Origin of the sequence: Pontibacillus sp. HMF3514 (genome assembly GCF_009858175.1) — a bacterium.
In the GTDB taxonomy this organism is placed as follows: Bacteria; Bacillota; Bacilli; order Bacillales; family BH030062; genus Pontibacillus.
Genome location: NZ_CP047393.1, coordinates 3,800,270 through 3,821,943, shown reverse-complemented (window position 1 = coordinate 3,821,943; position 21,674 = coordinate 3,800,270). Strand labels below are relative to the sequence as shown.

Annotated in this window: 25 protein-coding genes and 1 pseudogene; 18 read left to right on the top strand and 8 right to left on the bottom strand. The window is 37.4% G+C overall.

Features of this window, described 5'->3' with window-relative positions; genetic code table 11:
- The first annotated feature begins 105 nt into the window (after window positions 1-105).
- Window positions 106-399: a hypothetical protein gene (locus GS400_RS19310; protein WP_160104354.1), complete on the top strand. Its 294-nt coding sequence runs from the start codon at window positions 106-108 to the stop codon at window positions 397-399.
- A 60-nt stretch (window positions 400-459) separates the two neighbouring features.
- Here GS400_RS19310 and GS400_RS19305 read toward each other — a convergent pair whose 3' ends face one another.
- Both GS400_RS19305 and GS400_RS19300 read right to left on the bottom strand, forming a co-directional pair.
- Entirely contained in the window at window positions 460-888 is a 429-nt protein-coding gene (locus GS400_RS19305) for a hypothetical protein (protein WP_236561068.1), read from the bottom strand.
- A gap of 759 nt (window positions 889-1,647) precedes the next feature.
- Window positions 1,648-2,553, bottom strand: coding sequence for a formate/nitrite transporter family protein (locus tag GS400_RS19300; protein WP_160104352.1), 906 nt, complete (start codon window positions 2,551-2,553; stop codon window positions 1,648-1,650).
- 145 nt (window positions 2,554-2,698) lie between these two features.
- Here GS400_RS19300 and ltaE point away from each other — a divergent pair, with 145 nt between their 5' ends.
- The 3 genes from ltaE (at window position 2,699) to GS400_RS19285 (ending at window position 5,527) form a co-directional block, all read left to right on the top strand.
- Window positions 2,699-3,724: a low-specificity L-threonine aldolase gene (gene ltaE, locus GS400_RS19295; protein ID WP_160104351.1), complete on the top strand. Its 1,026-nt coding sequence runs from the start codon at window positions 2,699-2,701 to the stop codon at window positions 3,722-3,724.
- A 174-nt stretch (window positions 3,725-3,898) separates the two neighbouring features.
- Window positions 3,899-4,489, top strand: a complete 591-nt coding sequence (locus GS400_RS19290) for a kinase (RefSeq protein ID WP_236561066.1) — start codon at window positions 3,899-3,901, stop codon at window positions 4,487-4,489.
- Between the two features lie 90 nt (window positions 4,490-4,579).
- Window positions 4,580-5,527 (top strand): sigma-70 family RNA polymerase sigma factor, encoded by a 948-nt coding sequence (locus GS400_RS19285; protein ID WP_160104350.1) that lies wholly within the window; start codon window positions 4,580-4,582, stop codon window positions 5,525-5,527.
- A 181-nt stretch (window positions 5,528-5,708) separates the two neighbouring features.
- Here the strand turns inward: GS400_RS19285 and GS400_RS19280 are convergent, their stop codons facing one another.
- Window positions 5,709-6,107, bottom strand: a complete 399-nt coding sequence (locus GS400_RS19280) for a GNAT family N-acetyltransferase (protein ID WP_160104349.1) — start codon at window positions 6,105-6,107, stop codon at window positions 5,709-5,711.
- A 195-nt stretch (window positions 6,108-6,302) separates the two neighbouring features.
- Here GS400_RS19280 and GS400_RS19275 point away from each other — a divergent pair, with 195 nt between their 5' ends.
- The 6 genes from GS400_RS19275 to GS400_RS19250 all read left to right on the top strand — a co-directional run bounded on the left by GS400_RS19275 (window position 6,303) and on the right by GS400_RS19250 (window position 9,086).
- Window positions 6,303-6,761: an AHH domain-containing protein gene (locus GS400_RS19275; protein WP_160104348.1), complete on the top strand. Its 459-nt coding sequence runs from the start codon at window positions 6,303-6,305 to the stop codon at window positions 6,759-6,761.
- Between the two features lie 15 nt (window positions 6,762-6,776).
- Window positions 6,777-7,313: an imm11 family protein gene (locus tag GS400_RS19270; RefSeq protein WP_160104347.1), complete on the top strand. Its 537-nt coding sequence runs from the start codon at window positions 6,777-6,779 to the stop codon at window positions 7,311-7,313.
- Between the two features lie 150 nt (window positions 7,314-7,463).
- Complete coding sequence (locus GS400_RS19265) at window positions 7,464-7,790, top strand: hypothetical protein (RefSeq protein WP_160104346.1); 327 nt, start codon at window positions 7,464-7,466, stop codon at window positions 7,788-7,790.
- A 3-nt stretch (window positions 7,791-7,793) separates the two neighbouring features.
- Window positions 7,794-7,997 carry a hypothetical protein gene (locus GS400_RS19260; RefSeq protein ID WP_160104345.1) on the top strand — a complete coding sequence of 68 codons (204 nt, stop codon included), beginning with the start codon at window positions 7,794-7,796 and terminating at the stop codon, window positions 7,995-7,997.
- Between the two features lie 305 nt (window positions 7,998-8,302).
- On the top strand, window positions 8,303-8,611 hold the full coding sequence (locus GS400_RS19255) for a pterin-binding domain-containing protein (protein WP_160104344.1): 309 nt from the start codon (window positions 8,303-8,305) through the stop codon (window positions 8,609-8,611).
- A gap of 19 nt (window positions 8,612-8,630) precedes the next feature.
- Entirely contained in the window at window positions 8,631-9,086 is a 456-nt protein-coding gene (locus tag GS400_RS19250; RefSeq protein WP_160104343.1) for a hypothetical protein, read from the top strand.
- A gap of 281 nt (window positions 9,087-9,367) precedes the next feature.
- Here the strand turns inward: GS400_RS19250 and GS400_RS19245 are convergent, their stop codons facing one another.
- A complete protein-coding gene (locus tag GS400_RS19245) occupies window positions 9,368-9,505 on the bottom strand; it encodes a hypothetical protein (protein ID WP_160104342.1) in 138 nt (45 codons plus the stop codon).
- A 233-nt stretch (window positions 9,506-9,738) separates the two neighbouring features.
- Between GS400_RS19245 and GS400_RS19240 the strand changes: the two genes are divergently transcribed.
- The 5 genes from GS400_RS19240 (at window position 9,739) to GS400_RS19220 (ending at window position 14,780) form a co-directional block, all read left to right on the top strand.
- Window positions 9,739-10,605, top strand: coding sequence for a DMT family transporter (locus tag GS400_RS19240; protein WP_160104341.1), 867 nt, complete (start codon window positions 9,739-9,741; stop codon window positions 10,603-10,605).
- Between the two features lie 216 nt (window positions 10,606-10,821).
- Window positions 10,822-11,817: a sodium:calcium antiporter gene (locus GS400_RS19235; protein WP_160104340.1), complete on the top strand. Its 996-nt coding sequence runs from the start codon at window positions 10,822-10,824 to the stop codon at window positions 11,815-11,817.
- A gap of 207 nt (window positions 11,818-12,024) precedes the next feature.
- Window positions 12,025-12,849, top strand: coding sequence for an aldo/keto reductase (locus tag GS400_RS19230; RefSeq protein ID WP_160104339.1), 825 nt, complete (start codon window positions 12,025-12,027; stop codon window positions 12,847-12,849).
- A 222-nt stretch (window positions 12,850-13,071) separates the two neighbouring features.
- A complete protein-coding gene (locus tag GS400_RS19225) occupies window positions 13,072-14,292 on the top strand; it encodes a dicarboxylate/amino acid:cation symporter (RefSeq protein ID WP_160104338.1) in 1,221 nt (406 codons plus the stop codon).
- A 314-nt stretch (window positions 14,293-14,606) separates the two neighbouring features.
- Window positions 14,607-14,780 (top strand): hypothetical protein, encoded by a 174-nt coding sequence (locus tag GS400_RS19220; protein ID WP_236561064.1) that lies wholly within the window; start codon window positions 14,607-14,609, stop codon window positions 14,778-14,780.
- A gap of 38 nt (window positions 14,781-14,818) precedes the next feature.
- On the opposite strand, the gene cysK is transcribed toward GS400_RS19220, so the two are convergent.
- Entirely contained in the window at window positions 14,819-15,751 is a 933-nt protein-coding gene (cysK, locus tag GS400_RS19215; protein ID WP_160104337.1) for a cysteine synthase A, read from the bottom strand.
- Window positions 15,752-15,912: 161 nt separating this feature from the next.
- Between cysK and GS400_RS19210 the strand changes: the two genes are divergently transcribed.
- Window positions 15,913-16,359, top strand: coding sequence for a hypothetical protein (locus tag GS400_RS19210; protein WP_160104336.1), 447 nt, complete (start codon window positions 15,913-15,915; stop codon window positions 16,357-16,359).
- 265 nt (window positions 16,360-16,624) lie between these two features.
- Here GS400_RS19210 and GS400_RS19205 read toward each other — a convergent pair.
- Window positions 16,625-16,750: pseudogene (locus tag GS400_RS19205) on the bottom strand (sulfatase-like hydrolase/transferase); the annotation flags it as partial.
- A gap of 110 nt (window positions 16,751-16,860) precedes the next feature.
- Window positions 16,861-17,214, bottom strand: coding sequence for a hypothetical protein (locus GS400_RS19200; protein WP_160104335.1), 354 nt, complete (start codon window positions 17,212-17,214; stop codon window positions 16,861-16,863).
- A gap of 166 nt (window positions 17,215-17,380) precedes the next feature.
- On the opposite strand from GS400_RS19200, the gene GS400_RS19195 reads away from it, so the two are divergent.
- On the top strand, window positions 17,381-18,142 hold the full coding sequence (locus GS400_RS19195; RefSeq protein WP_160104334.1) for an N-acetylmuramoyl-L-alanine amidase family protein: 762 nt from the start codon (window positions 17,381-17,383) through the stop codon (window positions 18,140-18,142).
- Between the two features lie 428 nt (window positions 18,143-18,570).
- On the opposite strand, the gene GS400_RS19190 is transcribed toward GS400_RS19195, so the two are convergent.
- Window positions 18,571-19,755: an MFS transporter gene (locus tag GS400_RS19190; RefSeq protein ID WP_160104333.1), complete on the bottom strand. Its 1,185-nt coding sequence runs from the start codon at window positions 19,753-19,755 to the stop codon at window positions 18,571-18,573.
- 363 nt (window positions 19,756-20,118) lie between these two features.
- On the opposite strand from GS400_RS19190, the gene GS400_RS19185 reads away from it, so the two are divergent.
- The gene (locus tag GS400_RS19185) at window positions 20,119-21,666 is read left to right on the top strand and encodes a glycine betaine uptake BCCT transporter (protein WP_160104332.1); all 1,548 of its coding nucleotides are present in this window, start codon (window positions 20,119-20,121) and stop codon (window positions 21,664-21,666) included.
- Window positions 21,667-21,674 lie beyond the last annotated feature (8 nt).

Here is a 21,674-nt window from a genome sequence, read left to right as displayed (position 1 = left end):
AGAAGTGCGAATGTGTTGCTATATTCATGAAATTGGTGAAAAGGGGTTTAAAGATCTTGAAAAACGTTTATGGACTAAGTAAACCCTATTAAAGGAGAGGTTCATATGGCAGCTATAGATAAAGAACTTAAAGACGTATATATGAAACAAAGTGGGGAACCTATTCGATTTGCACACGGCACTTACGTGGTGACACAAGTAGATGGTAAGAGACATTGTGAACTAACGCTACACAATGTTGAACAACAAGAAATGTTTGACGAACGAAAAGAGGAAGACAAGCCTGTAGAAATGACTTTCACTACACAGGAAAATGAATCCCATGAGATGACATTTAAGGTTAAAACAGTGAATCGATTTAATGAACAACGAAATGTTGTTGAGTTGGAAAACCTATAATGAAGTTAGAACATTAATAACGAGAAGCCTTGCTAACATAGCGAGGCTTTTTATTTTCGCTTAAAAGTTCTCTTTTATATACCAAACAAGGTCATGAAACTTTTTTGTCTCTCTCTTATCTAAAGCTTCATCAATTAACCTTTTGGCGTTTTGCATTTCCAGCTCATGAATAACTCGATCCACTTTCGTTAGATTCACAGGCTTTTTCTTCTTTAAGTAACGATGCGCAATCGAATTCACATGGGTTAAAAAGTCAGGAAGATCCATTAGCTCAAGAATCGAAATTTGAATCATATGTTTTCCGTTTTGAAAGACCAGCACATCTTTTGTGTTTTCGATTTGTTTCGTGTCTCGATTGATGGAGATTTCACGTCCTTCAACGGGGACAAAATGGTAGAGTTTATCATCGATATGAATAGAGAAGTACTGGTAAGCTAGCATAATGCGAATTCGATCAACTTCTTGCTTTACATAAAACGGCTTTAACATTTGAACGGACAGCATAATAGAATCACCTCTAATTATCTGAATATTTTGTATTATCTTATGCGCTTGCCACTCATTTAGTTAAGCTTTTGGGTGATAATCTAATGAAATATTTTAGTCATAACGCTGAGGTAAGGGGGAAATGACTGTGAATTCTTTCTTGCTCCATTATAGCCCCCTTATCTTGAAGACTTGGAATCGAGATAATGTGCGTATGGTTCCGTTGCTTTTGTGCAGATCGGCGGGCTGTGGAACGGGTTGCTTTCCCCGGAAGACCGATCGAGCTTCCTCGTCACTTCGTTCCTGCGGGATCTCGCTCGCCCTTTCTACCGGAGGAGTCAACCCGTTCCACAGCCCGCCTTAGCAGAATGGAGATTAACGGAACCGCCTTAGTTCAGGGATGAGTTGTTCTGATTCCAGGTAGTATTACCCTATCATGACAAGGCTCTGAACAACTTCTCTGAATATGATTTCCAACCAACATGACGTGGGATATCCAAATTATGGTCCGTTAGTTTCCATAATCGCGTGGAGGGAAGGAAACGGCAAACTGTCGTGGTAGCAAAGGCAAGACGAGACCCCGCAGGAACGAGGAGGCTCGGCTTGTCTTCCACAACAGGCTTGCCGTTTCACTGACCGTAACAAATTACCCAACAGCAACGGACTCCTCTCAGTTTCAAGTCTTCAACAATCCTGCCATATTACTGAACAATTCTCTAATCTCGACAATCACAATAAAAAAAGCCCCTTAAAAAGGAGCTTTTACGATTGGTCTATTGCAGATTTGATATCGTCTTTATATGCGTAAGAGAATAAGAGGGAAACTAGTAAAGCGCCTCCTATGATGTTTCCGATACTGGCGGGGATGATGTTCATGAATAAAAACTCATACCAACTATATTTATTCGTTGCGATCGTACCCATACTGAAATACCCCATATTTGCTGCACTGTGTTGGAAGTTACCAGCAACGAAAAGGATAACAGGAAGGGTTGTACCAATAATTTTGCCTGTAATGTCTCGAGCAGCCGTCGTTAAAAAGGCTGCCATACCGATTAGCCAGTTAGCCATGATACCTGAAACTAAAATCTGAAACCATCCCAAAACACTACCGTGATCCAAAAATTTCATTTTTTTATCTAAAAGCTTTGATAGCTCAATATAAAATGGATCTGAAAGGGAGCCAGATAATTGAATAATTAGCGCTACAAATAGAGCACCAATAATATTACCAATATAAGCAGATAGCCAGAACTTTAAAATGGTCCGTTGGGTTATAACCTGTGTATTAAAGACGTACGTCGGTAACAGCACATTTATTTCGGTTAATAATACAGATCCTGAGATGAAAACCATCGCATAACCAGTTGCGAATCCTAGGCCTGATAATAAATAATAAAGCCCTTTAGCATCAATTCCAATGGAAAGTAATATCGAAAAAACGGCACCAAAGGTCATAAACGATCCAGCCGTTAAGGCTAATAAAAACTGAGATCGAAAGGGCTGGTCTAAGTGATCTCTTCCTTTTTGAGCAAACTCACTCACAATTTGTGAGGGTATGTAAAATTGTCTGTTAGGACGATCAGGGTTAGAACGGGATTCGATCGAGGTACCGAAGTTATGATTGTGTTCTTTTTGATTATTGTTATGTGTGTTTTCTTCTGCCATATTTACTCCCCCTTCACCTCCTTACTTATTCCCTGAAATTATTAATATTAATCTAAGAAGGTATATGGGGGGCGAGATTAAGCTGAAGCTTTCTGAAACCCCTTCCTTCTAGTAGAATAAAGGCAATACATAGGAGGGGATAAGGATGATTGATTTACGAAGTGATACGGTTACCAAACCTACACAAGCTATGAGGCAAGCTGGTTTTGATGCTGAAGTAGGGGATGATGTTTTTGAAGAGGATCCTACCGTACAACAATTAGAAGAACGTGCGGCAGAGATGTTCGGGAAAGAGGCTGCTCTTTATGTCACCAGTGGAACGCAGGGTAACCAAGCTGCCGTTTTAACTCATTGTAACCCTGGGGAAGAAATTATTATGGAAGCGAACGCTCACCTATTCTTATATGAAGGTGCCACGATGTCTGCCTTGGCTGGAGTACAGCCTCGTACGATTCAAGGAGAACGTGGTGCGATGCGTCCAGAAGATGTGGAGGCAGCGATACGTAAAGATGATATCCATTTTCCAAAAACGAGCTTAATTTGTTTAGAGAATACACATAACAAAGCTGGAGGCGCCATTCTACCTTGGGACAATATGAAGGCTATTTATGAAATAGGCCAGCGATATAATATTCCCATTCACCTTGATGGAGCTCGTATATTTAATGCATCAGTCGCTACGGGGATTCCTGTGAAAGAATACGCATCTCTAACAGACACTGTTCAATTTTGCTTGTCGAAGGGGTTAGGGGCACCTGTTGGATCCATACTAGTAGGACCAAAATCTTTCATTGAACGAGCTCGAAAATGGAGGAAGAGACTTGGTGGAGGTATGAGACAAGCTGGGGTGATTGCTGCTCCGGGGCTTATAGCAATAAATGAAATGGTTGACCGATTGGTAGAAGATCATGAACATGCGAAAAATCTAGCAGAAAGCGTGAATTCTATTTCTGGACTTGAAGTAGAAGGAAAGGTAGAAACCAACATCGTGCTTATTAATGTAAAAGAAACAGGTATGAATGCTGAGACGTTTCTTGCAAAATTAAAAGAACAAGGCGTGTTGGCTGTTCCATTTGGTCCATATACAATTCGTATGGTGACAAATAAAGAGGTTTCAGCTGATGATCTCCATAAAGTGAAAAAACAATTAGAAAAATGTACACAAGCCTAAAACCGAGCGAAAATGCTCGGTTTTTCTTATCCTCTAGGAGTAACAGACAAAGGAAAAAGCGTCGTAAACCTAGAATTCTACTGTGAGCGTGAATTTGTAGAGTCGTACGCTAAATCTAAATAGTGAAAGATTCATTTGTTATATGCATTGACTAATAAAAAAAGGGGCAGTGTGTTGAAGCATTCTATTCATCAAATATTGAACCAACTTCCAAATCATATTGAAGGGCGTTTTATTATAGGGATTGATGGACTAAGCAGATCTGGAAAGACAACTCTAGTAAAACAGCTTAGTCAGCAACTTTCTAAAAGGAACCTTCCTTTTCATCTGTTTCATATTGATAACCATATCGTTGAACGGTCTAAACGGTATCAAACTGGACATGAAGAATGGTATGAGTATTACCATTTGCAATGGGATGTGGGTTGGTTAAGAGAACACTTTTTTAAACCATTGCGGTCTGCTCAACAGCTAACTCTTCCATACTATGATTCAGGGTTGGATACACAACATATACATAAAATTAAATTATCTGATACAACATTGGTGCTGATTGAGGGTGTATTTCTGCAACGTAAAGAGTGGCGCAAGTTCTTTGATAAGATTATTTATCTAGATTGTCCTAGGGATATCCGTTTTTCTCGTGAGGATATTGAGTCACAAAAGAACAAAGAGAAGTTTCAAAATCGATACTGGAAAGCAGAGAGCTATTATGTACAAACGGAAGAGCCTATTGAAAAAGCGGACCTAGTGATAAGAGGATAGAATGAGTTTGTAAAAAATATTTATTGAATGCGTATAATTTTATATTCGTTAATCGTTATACATAATGAAGTTGAAAATAAGGAGGATTGTATGGTCGTTTCAAATAAAGATGAGCTTTCCTTATATGAGAAGTCTCGAGAGCTAAAAGCTGAGTTTAATATGATTATTGAAGATTGTCGTGAAAGTCTTTGGAGCTATTGTCGGTATCTAACAGGCTCCCCTTGGGAAGGTGAAGATCTATATCAGGAAACGATGGTGAAGGCATTTGGTAGCTTTTATCAACGTTGGCATCCGACTAACCCTAAATCGTACCTTTATCGAATTGCTACAACAACTTGGATTGATCATTGTCGCCGTGAGAAACGCGTAGTAGGTGATTTAAAGGAAGATGATATTCCTGCTGTGGAAGACTCCACTAATCTAGATGTTGAAGAAGCATTACAACATTTAGTTACACTCTTTACACCTCGACAATCCGCAGTCTTTTTACTCATGGAAGTATTTTCTTTTACGGCGAAGGAAGTGGCAGGTATTGTACGAACAACTCCTGGAGCTGTTTACTCAAATGTAAGACGTATGCGTGAAAAATTAAAAAAGCAACCTCCGCAAACAGGGGTGAAACTTGATTTGAAGGAAGATGCATCAACACATCCTGTAATTCAGAAATACTTAAAAGCATTGAACAAAGGGGATGTAGATGGCGTTCTGGCCTTGCTAAGTGATGAAGCTCATAATGAAGCATCATTAGCCTTTAACGAGTATTCCAAGGATGAAATGAGATCTGGTTCTATGAAATTTGGACTTCCAGGATTCCGAGCTGAAGAGCGTGAACTTTGGGGAAGAAACGTTATTGTGGTGTTTTATGATGGCGAAAACGGTCCAGAGATTCATGATATTCAATATCAAGAAGTTGAAAATGGCCAAATCGTTCACCACCGTAGCTTCTATTTCCGAAAAGAGTTTATGTTTGCAGCTGCTGATGAACTCGGGGTTCCGGTTCAACTTGATAAACCAGTTGTAGATTGGAAAAATAAATAGGAGGAATTCTGATGACAAAAAGTCCTATGTATACTATCAATTTTCGAAAGCTAATGGTGTAGAACTTGTAACTGAAGTCCAGCATGATCATTTCTTCATTTTTAAAGATCCAGATGGCAATATGTTAATGGTATGTCAATGTAAATAAGAAGAGCCCAGCATCTGAGAAGCTGGGCTCTTCTTATTTAGAAAGCTTTTTACTAAACAATACTCGGTCTTGTCCTGGACCGTCATAGTCGGAATGGACATGGATCTCTTCTTCATACTTGTCTCCTTCTACAATATCAAATCCCATTCTCTTATGATAAGCAATAGAGGATTTGTTTACAGGAGAAGTGATACAACGAATAACATCTCGGTCATTTTGCTGAGCGATATTAAAGAACTGATAATAAAGACTTTTACCAATTTGTTGACCTCTATATTCAGGGTGAACTCCAACAAAATGAATGTAGGCTTCGTTCTTGTTGGATGGGGATGTGAACCCTATTAAAACCCCCAGGATTTTACTATCTTCTTCAGCTACAAAGCTTGTATTCTGAAAATGAACGAAGAAAAGCTTGGGAACCATATAAGACATGTCTCTACCGTCCCACCATTCATTGATAACAGGTTTAATAATACGGAATCTGAACTCTTCATATTTCGAATCTTCATGCGATAACCACCTTATCGATCTAGCCTTTTATTCATTGCTCTTACAGCAAGATCTTTATCTGCTTCTTTGACATAAAACTTATACTCATTCCCATAGCTGCTGGATACATCATTAGACATGTGTACGATTGAGGGTACGGGTAAATTAAAGTTAGATAAACCTGTAGCTGGTGATAATGTAGGAGTTAATTTACGTACTCAAAATAGTCGTGAAGCCTACTTGAAAAAACAAGGATTCCAAGACCATCATATTATTAGTGATAAAAATAAATTAACAAAAAATCATGAATTACTTGATGAATCAGGGTATAATCTTCAATCTCGTAACAATAAAATGTTCTTACCGACTGATGAAAGCTTACATCCTACTAGAAGTATTCATAAAGGAAAGCACACGAACAGTGTAAGTGAAAATTTAGCTCGACAAATGGATGAGGTTGTTGAACATGGAAGAGCAAACGGTTGGAAACAAGAACAGTACAATGATGCTATTCGTGATATAGTTAGTAACGAAAGACAACTCTTAAGAGAAGGAAGTAGAGCACTTAATAAAAATAAACGTCCTTGGGCTGAATAAATGAGGTGATTAAATATGTTGTGGATTTGGTCTGTTCCTGATAATTTTCCTAATAATAAAATAGGTGAGTATGTTAAAGAAAGTGGCACCGATCGGTTCATTTTTAGAGAGGGCAGGTTACTAACAGAAAATATAAATCCTCCTAAAGTTGTTTTTGAATGTTCTGAGGATGAATTAACTGATGTGTTACCGAATAGTGGACACCTAATTTTAGTTTCAAGAAAAGTGTTAGAAATCTTGGAAAAAGAATGTCCACAAGATATTCAAGCTTTTAACGCAAATATATATATTGGAGATAAAAAGATTCCGAATTATTGCCTTATAAATGTGGTTAATTCTTTAGGGGTAGTAAATAAAGAGGAATCTGAATTTACTTCCATTAAAGGAACCAATGCAATTTTAAAATTCGACAAGATTATCTACAGATTTAATAACTTGCCTAATAAACACCATATTGTAAGAAATGCTGACTATAAATCTCATGTAATTGTATCAGATAACATCAAAGATGCTTTTAAAAAAAATGGTGTACATGGAGTTGAATTTAATTAATATTATAAAACCTTGAAAGCCTTGAGCCTTTCAAGGTTTCTTTTTATCTTAGTGTTCTCCAAGATTAGAACTTAGGGTACGGGTAATGTTAAAACTGATTTTTATGTAACTCCTTCGGGAGATGCCGTACCTTCAACTGGATATAGGTACATGAACTCAAAATATGCAGAACAAACCTTAGAAACTAATTCTGCACCAGGTTCATACTTTGGTTTTGATAAATTTGATAGTGCAAAAGAGGCTAGGGAAGCCTTACAAATATCACCTGAGTGGAGCGATGCAAAGTTAAGAGGTGAATTTGATACGTTACAAGTGATAGATGATATGAGGATTCCTTATAACAAAGGGGATAAGGGTGATATCCTAGAACCAATAACTAATTCTTATCCTGAATTTGGTGAAGGTGGGTACCGCCAAGTGATAACTAAATCAAAAATTCATTTTAAAGAAAATGGAGTAACTATTTTGGAGGATTAAAATATGGATGAAGTGGAATTAAGGAAACGATTAAAAAGACTCATCGAAGAATATGTTGATGATAAAGAGTTAGCAACTAATCTAATTGACTCTTTGGATAACCCCAAAGCAAAATACGTTTTAGCTGAGATTGAATTAAATAAGCACAAGGAGTACTCTTCTAAAGATAGAGAAATAATTGAAGAAATAGCGTTCTATTATTGTTAACACAAAGAATATTATAGAATTTCTTTAAAAATAATTAGGGATATGAGGTACCTTGAGGGAGTTAAAACGTTTAAACCACTCCTTCAAGGTTTTTTTAGGTACAACTTAATGTAGGAGTAACACTATCGTAGAAGAGTGTGGTGTTTCATAGGAGGTAAATCTACACCTGGTTAAGAGGTGGTGAATACTGGAGGTTGGAGAAGTATAGAAAATTTACTAACGGTTAAAGCTTAATCACCTTTCACATAATGACGGTTAAGATTACAACTTAGGGTACGGGTAAACAAGTAATAATCGGTGAGGATATGGAAAGAGTTAAAAAATATAATAAACTTACAGGTGCAGAAACTTATGATGGAATGCCAAATTATAATGATTTAAAAAAAGTAATGCCAGATGAAGAGGTTGATAAGTTAGCGATAGAACATAATAAAAAATGGATTCAAAAGCAAATGGATGAAGGTGCAGAAGTATTAGATATTGGTCCTGCATTTAAGAGAAGACGTGAAAGAGGTTATGCTCAACCAGCTTATGAAATGGAAAGGACAGTAACAAAAGAATATCAAAAACACAAAAAAGTTTTGAAAGATTTAATAAATATGAAGGTGGAGTAAAAGGGGTGGATTGGGAGTAATGGATGACCAGAAGTTGTTGAAAATGACAAAAACCTCGTTTGAATTTTTAGATAAGGACTTTGAATTTAAATTAGTTAACGTTCAACATAGAGGCAATGGTTTATATACACTCCAATATAGAAGAAGAGAAGAGAGTTTAGGTATTGATATTCAAGTAGAATCGATAGATTTTGGAGTATATATATTATTAGTAAGTTTAAAAAATGGCAAGGACCCCGATGGTTATTATGTAAATATTAAGGGGGAAACTGTGAGAGAGCACCTTTATGAATATCTTGAAAGGATAAAAAAACTTCCAAATGGGTATTTTGGTGATAGTAGAAACAAATATAAGCAATTTAAATTAGCTAATTCTGAAGACAAAAAATATAAAGTTGTGCAAGAAATATTGGATTTTAAAGCAGAATTATTAAAAAACAATATAAAGTATATTAACAAAAATCAAGTTGAATAATGGTGTTTTTAGGGCTTCTCCTTCTGTGAGGAGCCCATTTTGCAAACGGTTATTTAAGAGAAGTTAGAAATACAGACAGAGAAATACAAAAGACACATTCTGAAGAAAAAAGATTTGAAATTTTACAACAAATAATAGATTTAAACGCAACTTTATTAGAGAAACATTTTCATATCATAAAACACAAATAAAATTAAAAAGTATTAAAATGAGGCTTCTTTCTAATAGTAAGTGGCCTCATTTTGTTTTTAGATTATAATCTATCAAAATAAGATTACAACTTAGGCTACGCGATATTTTATGGATTCAGATTGTAACTTAGCTACGACCTTATAATAGTCCTTCAGGCTATATGTCGTATAGATAAGAGTCTTTTTGCTCGAAATCAAGTAATCCAAAGCGTTTACAAAAAAGTTCATGCAAACATCCCCTCTTTATTATAATTTCTCCTGAGAGATAGCCCTCTAACGCTTCATTACAATAACCTCCAATTCAATTGCATTTTAACATAAAATTCCTTTAATTAAGGGTGTCTTTATGGAAGGTTATTCGACAAAAGCCAGGGACAATAAGGTACCAAAAAGGAGATTTTTGTATTAGGATAGGAAGGGTGAGTGCACAATAAGGTAAGGCTATATATCGGAGGACAACTATGAGTGATCGAAATAAAGGTATTATATTATTGTTATTATCAGCTTTTGGCTTTTCTATGATGGCTGCTTTCGTAAAGCTATCTGGAGACGTGCCAACTGTGCAAAAGACTTTCTTTAGAAATATTGTTTCGGCATTTATTGCATTTGGTTTTGTAAAGTACTATAACGAAAGCCTATTTGGGAAGAAGGAAAACCGAAAATTCCTTTTACTCCGTTCTGCTCTAGGAACCATTGGAATGGTATTATTTTTCTATGCGATTGATAACCTCGTGCTTTCCGATGCGGATATGTTGAATAAGTTAAGTCCATTCTTAACGATTATATTCTCTGCAATCTTTTTGAAGGAGAGAGCTCGCTTATTCCAGATTGTCGCGATCATCATTGCTTTTATCGGGACACTATTTATTATCAAACCAGAGTTTTCGTTGGAAACGATCCCGTATATAGCTGGTGTTTTTTCAGCTGTTTTTGCAGCAGGAGCTTATACGGTTTTAAGGGTGCTAGGGAATAAGGAGCAGTTCTATACAGTCGTATTCTTCTTTTCCTTTTTCACAACTGTGTCGTTACTGCCGTTTGTTATTGCGTTTTACGAACAAATGTCATGGCAGCAGTGGGTGTACCTATTGTCAGCCGGAGTGTTTGCAACAGTAGGGCAGTTTGGTATTACGATAGCTTATAAATTTGCACCAGCAAAAGAGATCTCAATCTTTTTCTACTCAACTGTGGTCTATTCAGCCCTAATTAGTATATTTTTATTTGGACAAGTTCCTGATATATTAAGTGTCATTGGTTATATAACCATCTTCGGAGCTTCGTTCTATATGTTCTTGAGAAATAATCGTGAAAGTAAAAAAGAAACAGCATAACGTAAAACGGGGATGCCTATAATAAGCATCCCTTTTCTTTATGCGTTTCCACTTAATTTTGTACTACATCTTCCATCTATTATTATAGGTATGGATATGGAAGGGAAATGGCCTCTCTATGGTGTGAATCAAAGGGAGGAGTTCAATTCTTCTAGTTTATATTGGTTTACAAGGGGAATTGATATTAAATCGAACCTTTCGTTAGGAGTAAACCATATGACCAATATACTTATTATTGCATTATTTTTAGTAGCAGCCGTAGCAGCCTATTTTGTATCTAGTCGACTAGCGATGTATGGTGATGCTGTTAGTGAAAAAACCAAAACAACATCTGCTTTTATGGGGATCATAATTGGAGCGGCAATCTCCCTACCTGAGCTGACAGCTAGTGTCACCGCAATTGCAATTGACAGTCCGAATATCGCTATCGGGAATTTATTAGGAAGCAATTTATTTAATTTACTTGCCTTAGCTGTACTTGATATCGTGTTTAGACGCCATCAAGTGATGGGGCAAACCGATATAGGAAGTAAACTTTACATTTACTTAGTGATCATAATGACCCTCGTTGTTTTAGTGGGTCTGGTTTTAACTCTACCAACTCATATATTTCATATTGGTTATAATTCTGTTGTGCTAGTCCTTATGTATTTTGGTGGAGTCAAGTGGATCAATAATAAAACCGAAAAGAGAGTAAAACGACGTAATCGAAAGAATGAGAAGTACAATGAGTATTCATATAAAAAAGTGATCGTTCGTTTTACGTTATTTGCTTTTGCTATTATGCTGGTAGGATCTGTACTTACTGTTACAGCGGATAAAATTGCGAGTATTACAGGACTTGGCTCTTCCTTTGTGGGCTCATTCTTAGTTGGAGCCAGTACATCACTTCCTGATGCAGTTAGTGTTATAACGGCATTAAAACTGCGAAACTATAGTATGGGAGTCAGCTCATTATTGGGAAGTAACGCTTTTAATATTATGCTTCTTTCCTTTACTGATGCTATTTATGTAAAGAATAATTTATTCTCGCACGCTAGTCCGTCTAACATTGTCACAAGCGTTGCTTCAATCGTTGTTGTATTAATTATTTTGTATAGTATTACAAGGAAAAAAGAACGCACGACTTTTCTATACATTATGCCACCGAGTCTGATTGTTGTGGTTTATGCAACAGCAACACTAATTGTATATCAGATGAAAGGAATGTAAGACACTATCTTTATAAGTAGTGCTTTTTTCTTTACTGCAAAATCAAATGGAGTAGAAATTTATAACCCAATGGGTGAACACAGTGAAAAATATATTTTAATATAATAAATCTTCCTATTGTTGAATACTTCCTAAACAAATCAATTCATAAATTCCTATCCATTTTGCTATAATCAACCTACTCTACTGAAGAAAGGGAGAATGATCATGCGATATGTAACCCTGCACCAACAAGTAAAAATGCCTCAGCTAGGATTTGGCGTTTGGCAAGTGGAGGAAGAAGATGCTGTGCCTGCAGTAAAAAAAGCGATTGAAACTGGATATCGTGCAATCGACACTGCAGCTATTTATAAAAATGAACGAGGCGTTGGACAAGCTATTAAAGAAAGTAATGTCCCACGTGAGGATCTGTTTATTACAACGAAAGTTTGGAATACAGATCAAGGCTATGAGAATACATTAAAAGCTTTTGATGAAAGTTTAGAAAAGCTTGGATTAGATTATGTAGATCTCTACTTGATTCACTGGCCAACCCCAGAGTTTGATGATTATGTAGAGACATATAAAGCGATGGAAAAGCTATATCATGAAGGTCGTGTGAAAGCGATTGGCGTATGTAATTTTGATCGAGATCATTTACAGCGTTTGCTTGATGAGTGTGACGTAACTCCAGCTGTTAACCAAATTGAGTGTCATCCGTACTTGCAACAAAAAGAAGTGAAAGCATTTTGTGAAGAACATGGTATTCATGTAGAAGCTTGGAGTCCGTTAATGCAAGGTGGAGATGTATTAAATCGGGAAGACATGCAAGCTATTGCTCAGAAGCATAACAAAACAGTTGCTCAGATCATCATTCGCTGGCATTTACAGAATGGAACAATCGTCATTCCGAAATCCGTGACACCTTCTCGAATTGGGGAGAATTTCGACGTATTCGATTTTGAGTTGGATGAAGAGGATATGGATAGAATCAAAGCATTAGATCGGGATGAACGTAAGGGTCCGAAACCTAGTGAAATGAATGTACGATAAACGCATTTAAAAGTATTGATGATAAAAGAGGGAGGTCAATCTTCCTCTTTTTCTTTCCCAACGGTTAAGTATAAGGGGGCATTTGAAAGAATTGTAATGAATAGAGGATAAGAAGGATAATTTTACATTTTGACAGATCACCTGTCATGATGTATTTTAATATTGTTAATCCCGATAAAATTAATAGGTTTAATAGATATTCTAGTAAGGAGGGGTAAAGATATGAAACTACTAAAAGCATATACAGATACTTCATTAATTGTGAAAATAACGATTGCACTTATTTTAGGTATTATTGTTGGTCTTATTTTTGGAGAACAGGCATCTGTATTAGCTCCATTCGGCGATTTACTAATGAGATTGCTTCAGTTTATCATCATTCCGCTTATTCTGTTCACCTTGGTTGTTGGTGTTAACCAGACAAAGTTAGGTGATTTAGGTCGCATGGGTGGAAAGGTGTTTATGTATTACGTTGTAACGTCTGCCTTAGCCATGACTGTAGGACTGACAGTAGCAAGTTTATTTGATCCAGGTTCAGGGGTAACCGCAGAGACGGATTCAACTATTGAAGCAAATGAACACCCTGGTATAGCGAGTGTGTTACTAAACATCGTACCCAAAAACATCGTGACAGCATTTAGTGAGATGAACCTGCTTGGAATTATCTTTACGGCACTAGTTTTCGGTATTGCGATTGCCGCATTACGAAGCTCTAAAGAGCATGGGGATTTAGGTGAGCACATCTATAAAGTGTTTAACGGATTAAATGAAGCTACATTCAAAATCATGAATGTCATTCTGCAATATGTTCCAATTGGAATTTTTGCGATTATTGCTCAAACTGTCGGTAAGCAAGGAATGGATACCATTTTATCTCTAGGTAATATGGTCTTTGTTCTTTATATTGCTTTGATTGCACAAATTGGAATCTATGTGTTGATGATGGTGACATTTAAGATGAAGCCAAGCCAGTTTTTCTCTCAAGCTCGTACACCAATGATAACAGCTTTTGTTACCCAAAGTAGTTCAGGGACATTGCCAGTAACTCTAAATGCGGCTAATCGCTTAGGGTTATCCAAGAGCTTGTATGGCTTCAGTTTACCTCTTGGTGCAACGATTAATATGGACGGAGCAGCTATTCGTATTGCAGTATCAGCAGTATTTGCTGCTAATTACACAGATACGACACTAGGCTTCACAAGCATGTTAATGATCGTAATTGTAGGAACACTGGCATCCATTGGTACAGCAGGTGTTCCAGGAGCTGGAATCGTTATGATTGCGACAGTGTTTGCTCAAGTAGGACTACCAATGGAAGCCGTTGCTATATTAACTTCTATTGATGCTCTAGTTGGAATGGGCGCAACAGCCTTGAACGTAACGGGTGATCTTGTCGGAACATCCTTAATTAATAAGACGGAACAGAAACATCAAGAAGCATAAGTAAGCTTAAGCCAGGTGAATGAGTCACCTGGCTTTTTTTGGAGTTAGAAAGAATAATATTTTGTAATAGAGATAATCGAAGCTTTTTTAAGATTTACAAAAGTCAGGTCATCTTATAAAGTAAATGTAATCATTTCCAAATTATTATAGAGGATAGGCATGATCACAGTTCAAAAAGCGAATGAAGAACATGTAAAAGGGATTCCTTTGGTTCGTTTATAAATATGAAAAAAAGGACTATGGACATCAAAATGGAGAGTATTTTATCTCTTTAAGTTACCAAAGGCTTCTTCGTAGGGGGGAGGAGAATTAGTATGATACTTTTTATTGTGGTATATGTTATATCGTTATTATTCCTATATCTTATCATTGAAACCGCCGTAAGAAACGGCATTAACAGTTCAGTTATTGGAGAATACTTGAAAAAGAAAAATGATGAAGAAGAGGAAAGAAAACCTGATTTTGATAACGACCATCATGGAGCATAAAAAGGTCATCAGCATATTCGTTGCTGATGACCTTTTACTTAATCAAATTTAAACAAATCGCCGGATAGGTATCGTTCCCCTGTATCCGGTGCAATACACACCACAACTTCGCCAGGTTGCTTGCGTTTTGCTACTTCCATAGCGGCATAAGCAGCGGCTCCAGCTGAAGGTCCAACTAGAATACCTTCTTCACGTGCAAGGCGACGTGTTATATCATAGGCATCTTCATCCGTGATTTTAAAAATTTCATCATAAACATCTTGGTTTAAAATATCTGGGATGAAACCAGGACTCGTTCCGACTAGTTTGTGCTTACCGGGCTTTCCACCAGATAAAACAGGAGATCCATGTGGTTCTACCACGTGTACAGAAAGATCTTTGTAATGATCCTTTAACGTTTCACCTGTACCTGTAACAGTTCCGCCAGTACCTGCAGTAGAAACAAAAGCAGCTAGAGGCTTGCCTAGTTCATCCATTGCCTCAATAATTTCCGTTGCAGTTGTGTTCCGGTGAGCATCAGGGTTTGCCATGTTCTTAAACTGCATTGGAACGAAACTATTCGGAATTTCTTTTGCTAGTTCCTCAGCACGTTTAATAGCTCCTGGCATTTTCTCTGCTCCAGGGGTCAGTTCAACTTCAGCACCATAGGCCTTCAATAAGTTGATACGCTCTTGTGTCATCGTGTCAGGCATAACAAGGATCGCTCGATAGCCACGAGCCGAAGCATTCATTGCAAGTCCAATCCCAGTATTCCCGCTAGTTGGTTCAATGATTGTGGAACCTTCCTTAAGTTCTCCAGCCTTTTCAGCTTCCACTAGCATATTATAAGCGGCACGGTCTTTAACGCTTCCGCTTGGGTTAAACATTTCTAATTTCATATACACATCTGCTCCACCCTCAGGAACGATGCGGTTTAATTTTACGAGTGGTGTGTTCCCAATTAAATCAGCGATGTTGTTTACGACACGCATGCTGTCACTTCCTTTTACTTCAACATTTTGAATCTATAATAACATATGTGGCACATGGTACTCATGTCTCACGCTTTCTTCTTAGGTTGTCTTGCTACATACAACACCATACGGAAAAGTTTTGATACAATGGATGAAACGCTTTCAAGGGAGGGCTTGTTTTGAACTGGACACCGGAAAAAGCACACGATAAACTACAAGAGATATACACGGACGAAGTTATGCAAAATGAAAAAAGACGCGTATTTCAACAAGTGTATCGACACTTATATGAACATTTAGAGGATCTCGCAGTAAAAGATGCGATAAAGCAAGATGTGGAAGAACGAATGCAACTTTATAAAAATTTCACCTTTATGCCAGGGGATAATTTGTTTCAATCCATGCGTTATGTATTTCTACTAGCTAGAGGAGAGAAGGAACAGGATAGAGCTGTTACTCAACAGCACTTGCATCGAATTTACCGAGCTCTTTTTTCTGCAGCAGGATTGAAGAACCCTGTTATTCCCGATTCTTTTTGGGAAACGCCTCTTGGGGTAAGTTGTCTGGTCGCGGAAAAAGGTGTAGAGGCTATATATCCAGTCTTGGATGAAATTGAAGATATATAACATTGAGGTCCCACTTAAATGGGGCTTCTTTTCATTGGGAGGACTCTAACCAAAGTGCATCATTGTTAGCCAAAAACGAGTACATCCCCTTCATAAAATCTCAACCCTTTCTTTACATAGACTTGATAATACCCCAATATTCCACCCATATAATGAAAGTAACAAAAGGTAAAAGGCACCATCGTCAATGATTTCAGGAATAAGGGGGAATCTGTTGAAAATAGCCATTTTCACCGATACGTTCACACCTCAAGTGAACGGTGTTGCCACTTGTTTGTGTTACTCCGTGAAGTGAAGGATACTGACCTGTATATAATGTCGTCCTGCTTGGGGAACAAGCAGTACTTCCTGCATAATGATTACGAAATTCCATCCCATATTCTTTTAATAGCGCAACCTAACTCATTTATAAGTAAGAGAGCTTTAATGTATTGATTAAACAACCATTTAGGTAATCAAAAAAAGAGACAAATCACAAAGTGACTTGCCTCTTTTCATATATTAAGCTTTTGTTTTACTTTGAATAGCCTGTACAACATCTGATGCGACACGATTTAGTTCAACCATTAATTCGTTCATCTTCTCTTTAATACCAGAAAGGATTTGGTTTTGTTCTTGGACAGCGTCTGTTTGTTCTTGTGTTGCTTGTGTCAGTTGACTTAATTGATCTATGAGTCCTTGAAATAAAAAGATAAATACACCTAAGGTTATGATTACAACGATGAGCCACATCCACCCTTGATTATACCAAGGTTTTTTATAACTCTTTTTAGAACGTTGCTCCCGAGTTACTGGATCATCTGATTGAAAATTCTCTTCATTTATATGATCTTCCGTTTTATTGTAAGAAGTCATTAGGCTAACCTCCTAATCGTAAGCTAATTTTGTTCTTACATTCATACGATTCGAATCAAAAGTCCTAATATTGACCGGTAAAAAAGATGTAAATTATGGAGTAACCCCCCTGTTTATACCAGTATGTGGCACAATAATAACAAACTTATAGCTGAGGTGAGGGCATATGGTCAGAATTGCGTTAGATGCAGGACATGGACAAGATACATATGAGCAGAGGAATGCAAAAGGGGTAGAGACAAAGGGAGGAGTTTTTGAAGAACATCAATTTAATGCTAGTGTTGTGAGTTATTTAAAAGAGCTCCTTGAGTACAACGGTTTTTCTGTTCTTCTGACTCAGCCCCTATATGAAAAAGAAGTTTCTCTAAAGGAAAGAACGGACCTTGCAAATAGAGAAAATGTTGATTTGTTTTGGAGTGTTCATGCAAATGCCTCAAATGACCCTTATATCCGAGGGGCGTGTTGCTTTTACTGGCACTCTTCAAATGAAGGAAAACGACTAGCTTACCTTTTTGCAAAACATATGCAACACTCAGGCATTCATTTACATGGAAATGGTACACATGCGTCCAAAATTGGAGAATGGACAAATTTTCATGTTATTCGAGAAACGAATATGGTCGCTATACTAACTGAGAATGGATTCATGACAAATGAAGAAGATCTTACTCTCATGAAAACCAGCGAATACAGAAGAAAAGTTGCTCGAAACCATGCTCAGGCTATAGCAGAATACTTTGGTCACACGTACAGAAATCCTGAAGACAAGAAGGGCAGTATCGCTTCTTGGAAACGAGAAGCAGTTGAGTGGATGTATGAAGAAGGCCTTTTAGAAGGAGAGGAATGGAAGCAAAAGGTGGATGAGCCCTTGCCATTATGGGCACAAGCTATAGTGTTGAAGAGGCTTTATGACAAGATGAAGGGTTAAAAACAAAAGCTCCAGAGCCCGTTTAGCAACGAAGGGACTGGACTGAGCCCGTAGTAAGATTAACTAAACTTGCTGATTGGCAAGCCGGTAGGCGCAGACAGAAGCTTAGTTGCTGTGGTACTTTAACCTAGAAATTTTAACTATGTCGAATTACTCCTTCGATAAAATTTTATGTCATCAAATGTGTAAAGGAAACACAAATTGTGAAGCAATTTGATGTTGACTTATCGAACGGAGAAAGGAATAAGGAAGATCGGTGTCGTCACATCCTGTGAAAACACCGATCTGACCCACGTCGTGTGGGCCCAAGTCCATTCGTTGCTGGGCGCTGGAGCTGGATGTGGCCACGCTCTCGTAAATGAGCTATACACAAGCCACAAACTTTTTAATTTCCTAAAGAATTAAAAAAGGGTGCTGCTAGAGCACCCTTATCCATATCGCTTAACTGTACTTGGTTGTTTTTGTAATAGTAGACCTAAACTAAATCCACTTGCTAACAGCAGTAGAGTTGTTGTAATGAAAACAGAAGTGAATCCAAATGATCCAGCTAAAAACCCTCCTAAAGCTGGGCCAATGATGTTTCCAAGGAAACGAAGGCTGGTTGTGTAACCTAAAACCTCACCTTGAATTGAAACGGGAGCAGCCTGACGTATATAGGCTGTCCTTACAGGGATGATGCCTCCAATCGTAATTCCAAGTAGGAACCTTAAGACAAGGAGCTGCCAAATATTATCCACGAAGGCCCCAGGTAAATATACAACACCAGAAGCAATGAGTAAGAAAAGCAGTACTTTTTCATACCCAATTTTATCTGCGATACTCCCCCAACGTTTAGCCATTAATAAATTCCCTACCCCAGCGGCAGAGAAGGCGATTCCTGAGAAAAAGGCAATATTCGCGCTACCGTGAATCTCATTAACAAACAGAGCTAAAATAGGTTGAATACTGAAATGAGCAATTTGAACAAACATGGATACAATCATAACCATAAGTAAAACAGGGCTCTTCCAGATGTGTTGAAGCACTTCTTTTCGAGAATAAGAATGGTCTTCCTCTTCACCTGTATCCTCTGCAACTTTAAACTCTTGAACACCAAACATAACGAACATGGCTGCAAGAAACAGAGTGCTAGCTGTTAATTGGAATGTTAAAGCGAAACCGATACTGTCCGCTAAAATGCCACCAAACATAGGGCCCATTAAAGCACCAGATACATTACCCGTTTGAAGTGTACCCAATGCACTGCCAGAAGACTCCCTTGGGGTTTGGGTAGAAATCATAGCTTGGGATGTAGAAATAAAACCTGTAAATATCCCCATGAACAATCGCAGTATGAATAACTGAAATACAGAGGTTACAAATCCCATCAGCAATACGCTTATAGAAAGACCTATACCAGAAATGATTAAAATCTTTTTCCTACCATAATGATCTCCGAAACGCCCCCATATTGGTGAAAAGAGAAATGCTGTGAAAAAGGTAATTCCAAAAACTAACCCAGACCACCGTTGCACATAGGTATCAGAGAACTCTCCAAAGGTTTCTATATATAACGATAAGAAAGGCATGACCATCGTCATACTACCTGCGATAAAAAAGTTGGCAAACCACATAATCATTAAATTTCGTTTTGCACTTTTCTCTTGATCTATAATAATAGATTCCTTCTTTCAAATAGTGAATTACAATTATTTCGATAATCTAAATATATACTATAACAAAAATTCAATTTATGAAAAATTCTCCTAACTTCTGTTAGAAAGAATTTCTGCTAGGTTATGAGTCTTGTATTTTTAAATTTTATTAAACCCTATTGATAACGGAACAAACGCAAGGTACGTCTAGGTTTAATGGTAGATCAGGTTGTTTACATTGATCGATCGTGGGTATAGTATAGCAATTGAAATTTTAATGCTTAAAGGAGGTAGTCACCGTAACTAATAAACCATGAATCATAATAGGAGAGGAGATCTGATGTGAGTAAACTATCAAATAAAGTTACATTAGTATTCTGGATATCTATCGCCATTTCAACATTATCAGTAATTTGGGGGACTGCAGCTCCTGATAACCTTAAATTAGTAACGAAAACTGTCCGTGACTATATCACTATTCATTTCGGATGGTATTACTTATTAGTCGTAACATTGTTTGTGATATTTTGTATATTTATCGTTATTAGTCCATTTGGAAAAATAAAATTAGGAAAGCCAGATGAATCTCCAGATTATAGCCTTCCTACTTGGTTTGCTATGTTATTTAGTGCAGGTATGGGGATTGGGCTAGTATTCTGGGGAGTAGCAGAGCCTCTTCACCATTATATTAAGAATGCTCCTACAGCTGAAGCTGGAACTACTGCTGCTATGAAAGAATCTATGAAATTTACGTATTTCCACTGGGGCATCCATGCATGGGCTATATATGCGATGGTCGCATTGTCATTAGCTTATTTTAAATTTAGAAGAGGAGCACCTGGATTAGTAAGTGCAACTTTATATCCTATCTTAGGAGAAAAGGTGCGAGGCCCTATTGGGAAGATCATTGATATTATTGCTATTTTTGCTACTGTCGTCGGTGTTGCAACTACCTTAGGATTTGGAGCCACCCAAATTAATGGTGGACTGTCTTATCTACTTGATATTCCAAATACATTCTGGGTACAGCTGATTATAATTGGGGTTGTAACGGTTTTATTTATGTTCTCAGCTTATACTGGATTAAGTAAAGGAATTAAATATTTAAGTAATGCGAACATGTTCTTAGCTTTAATTCTATTTGCGGGCATGCTCATTGTGGGTCCTACATTAATTATTATGAATGTATTTACGGATACAATTGGTCAATATCTTCGTGATGTTCCAAATATGAGTTTCCGTTTAGAACCTTTTAATGAGGACAGGAATTCATGGGTTCAAGGCTGGACGGTCTTCTATTGGGCATGGTGGATTGCTTGGTCTCCATTTGTAGGGATCTTTATTGCACGTGTATCTCGTGGTCGTACCATCAGGGAGTTTTTAATAGGAGTATTAGCAGTTCCTTCTCTTGTAAGTTTTCTATGGTTTGCTGTTTTTGGAATGTCAGCGACTGAGCTTGATAATGCTAAAGAAATTGCAAATCTTGCTACAGAGCAGCAGCTATTTGGTACATTAATGGAATATCCATTAGGAACCATTTTGTCTATTGTAGCACTATGTCTAATTGGCACATTCTTCATCACTTCAGCCGACTCTGCGACGTTTGTACTGGGTATGCAAACTACAAATGGATCATTAAACCCTCCTAAGACGGTTAAGTTTAGTTGGGGACTTGCACAAGCAGGTATGGCGGCCATTCTCTTATATACAGGTGGACTGCAAGGGTTACAAAATGCGCTTATATCAGCAGCGTTTCCTTTCTCCATCATTATGCTCCTCATGATGTACTCACTTTATAAAGCATTAAATGAGGATCGTTTGAAGCTCAAGAAGGAGAAGCAGGCTCGTAAACAAGAGCAGCAAAGTGAAGAATCCTCAACATCAATGTAAAATAATTA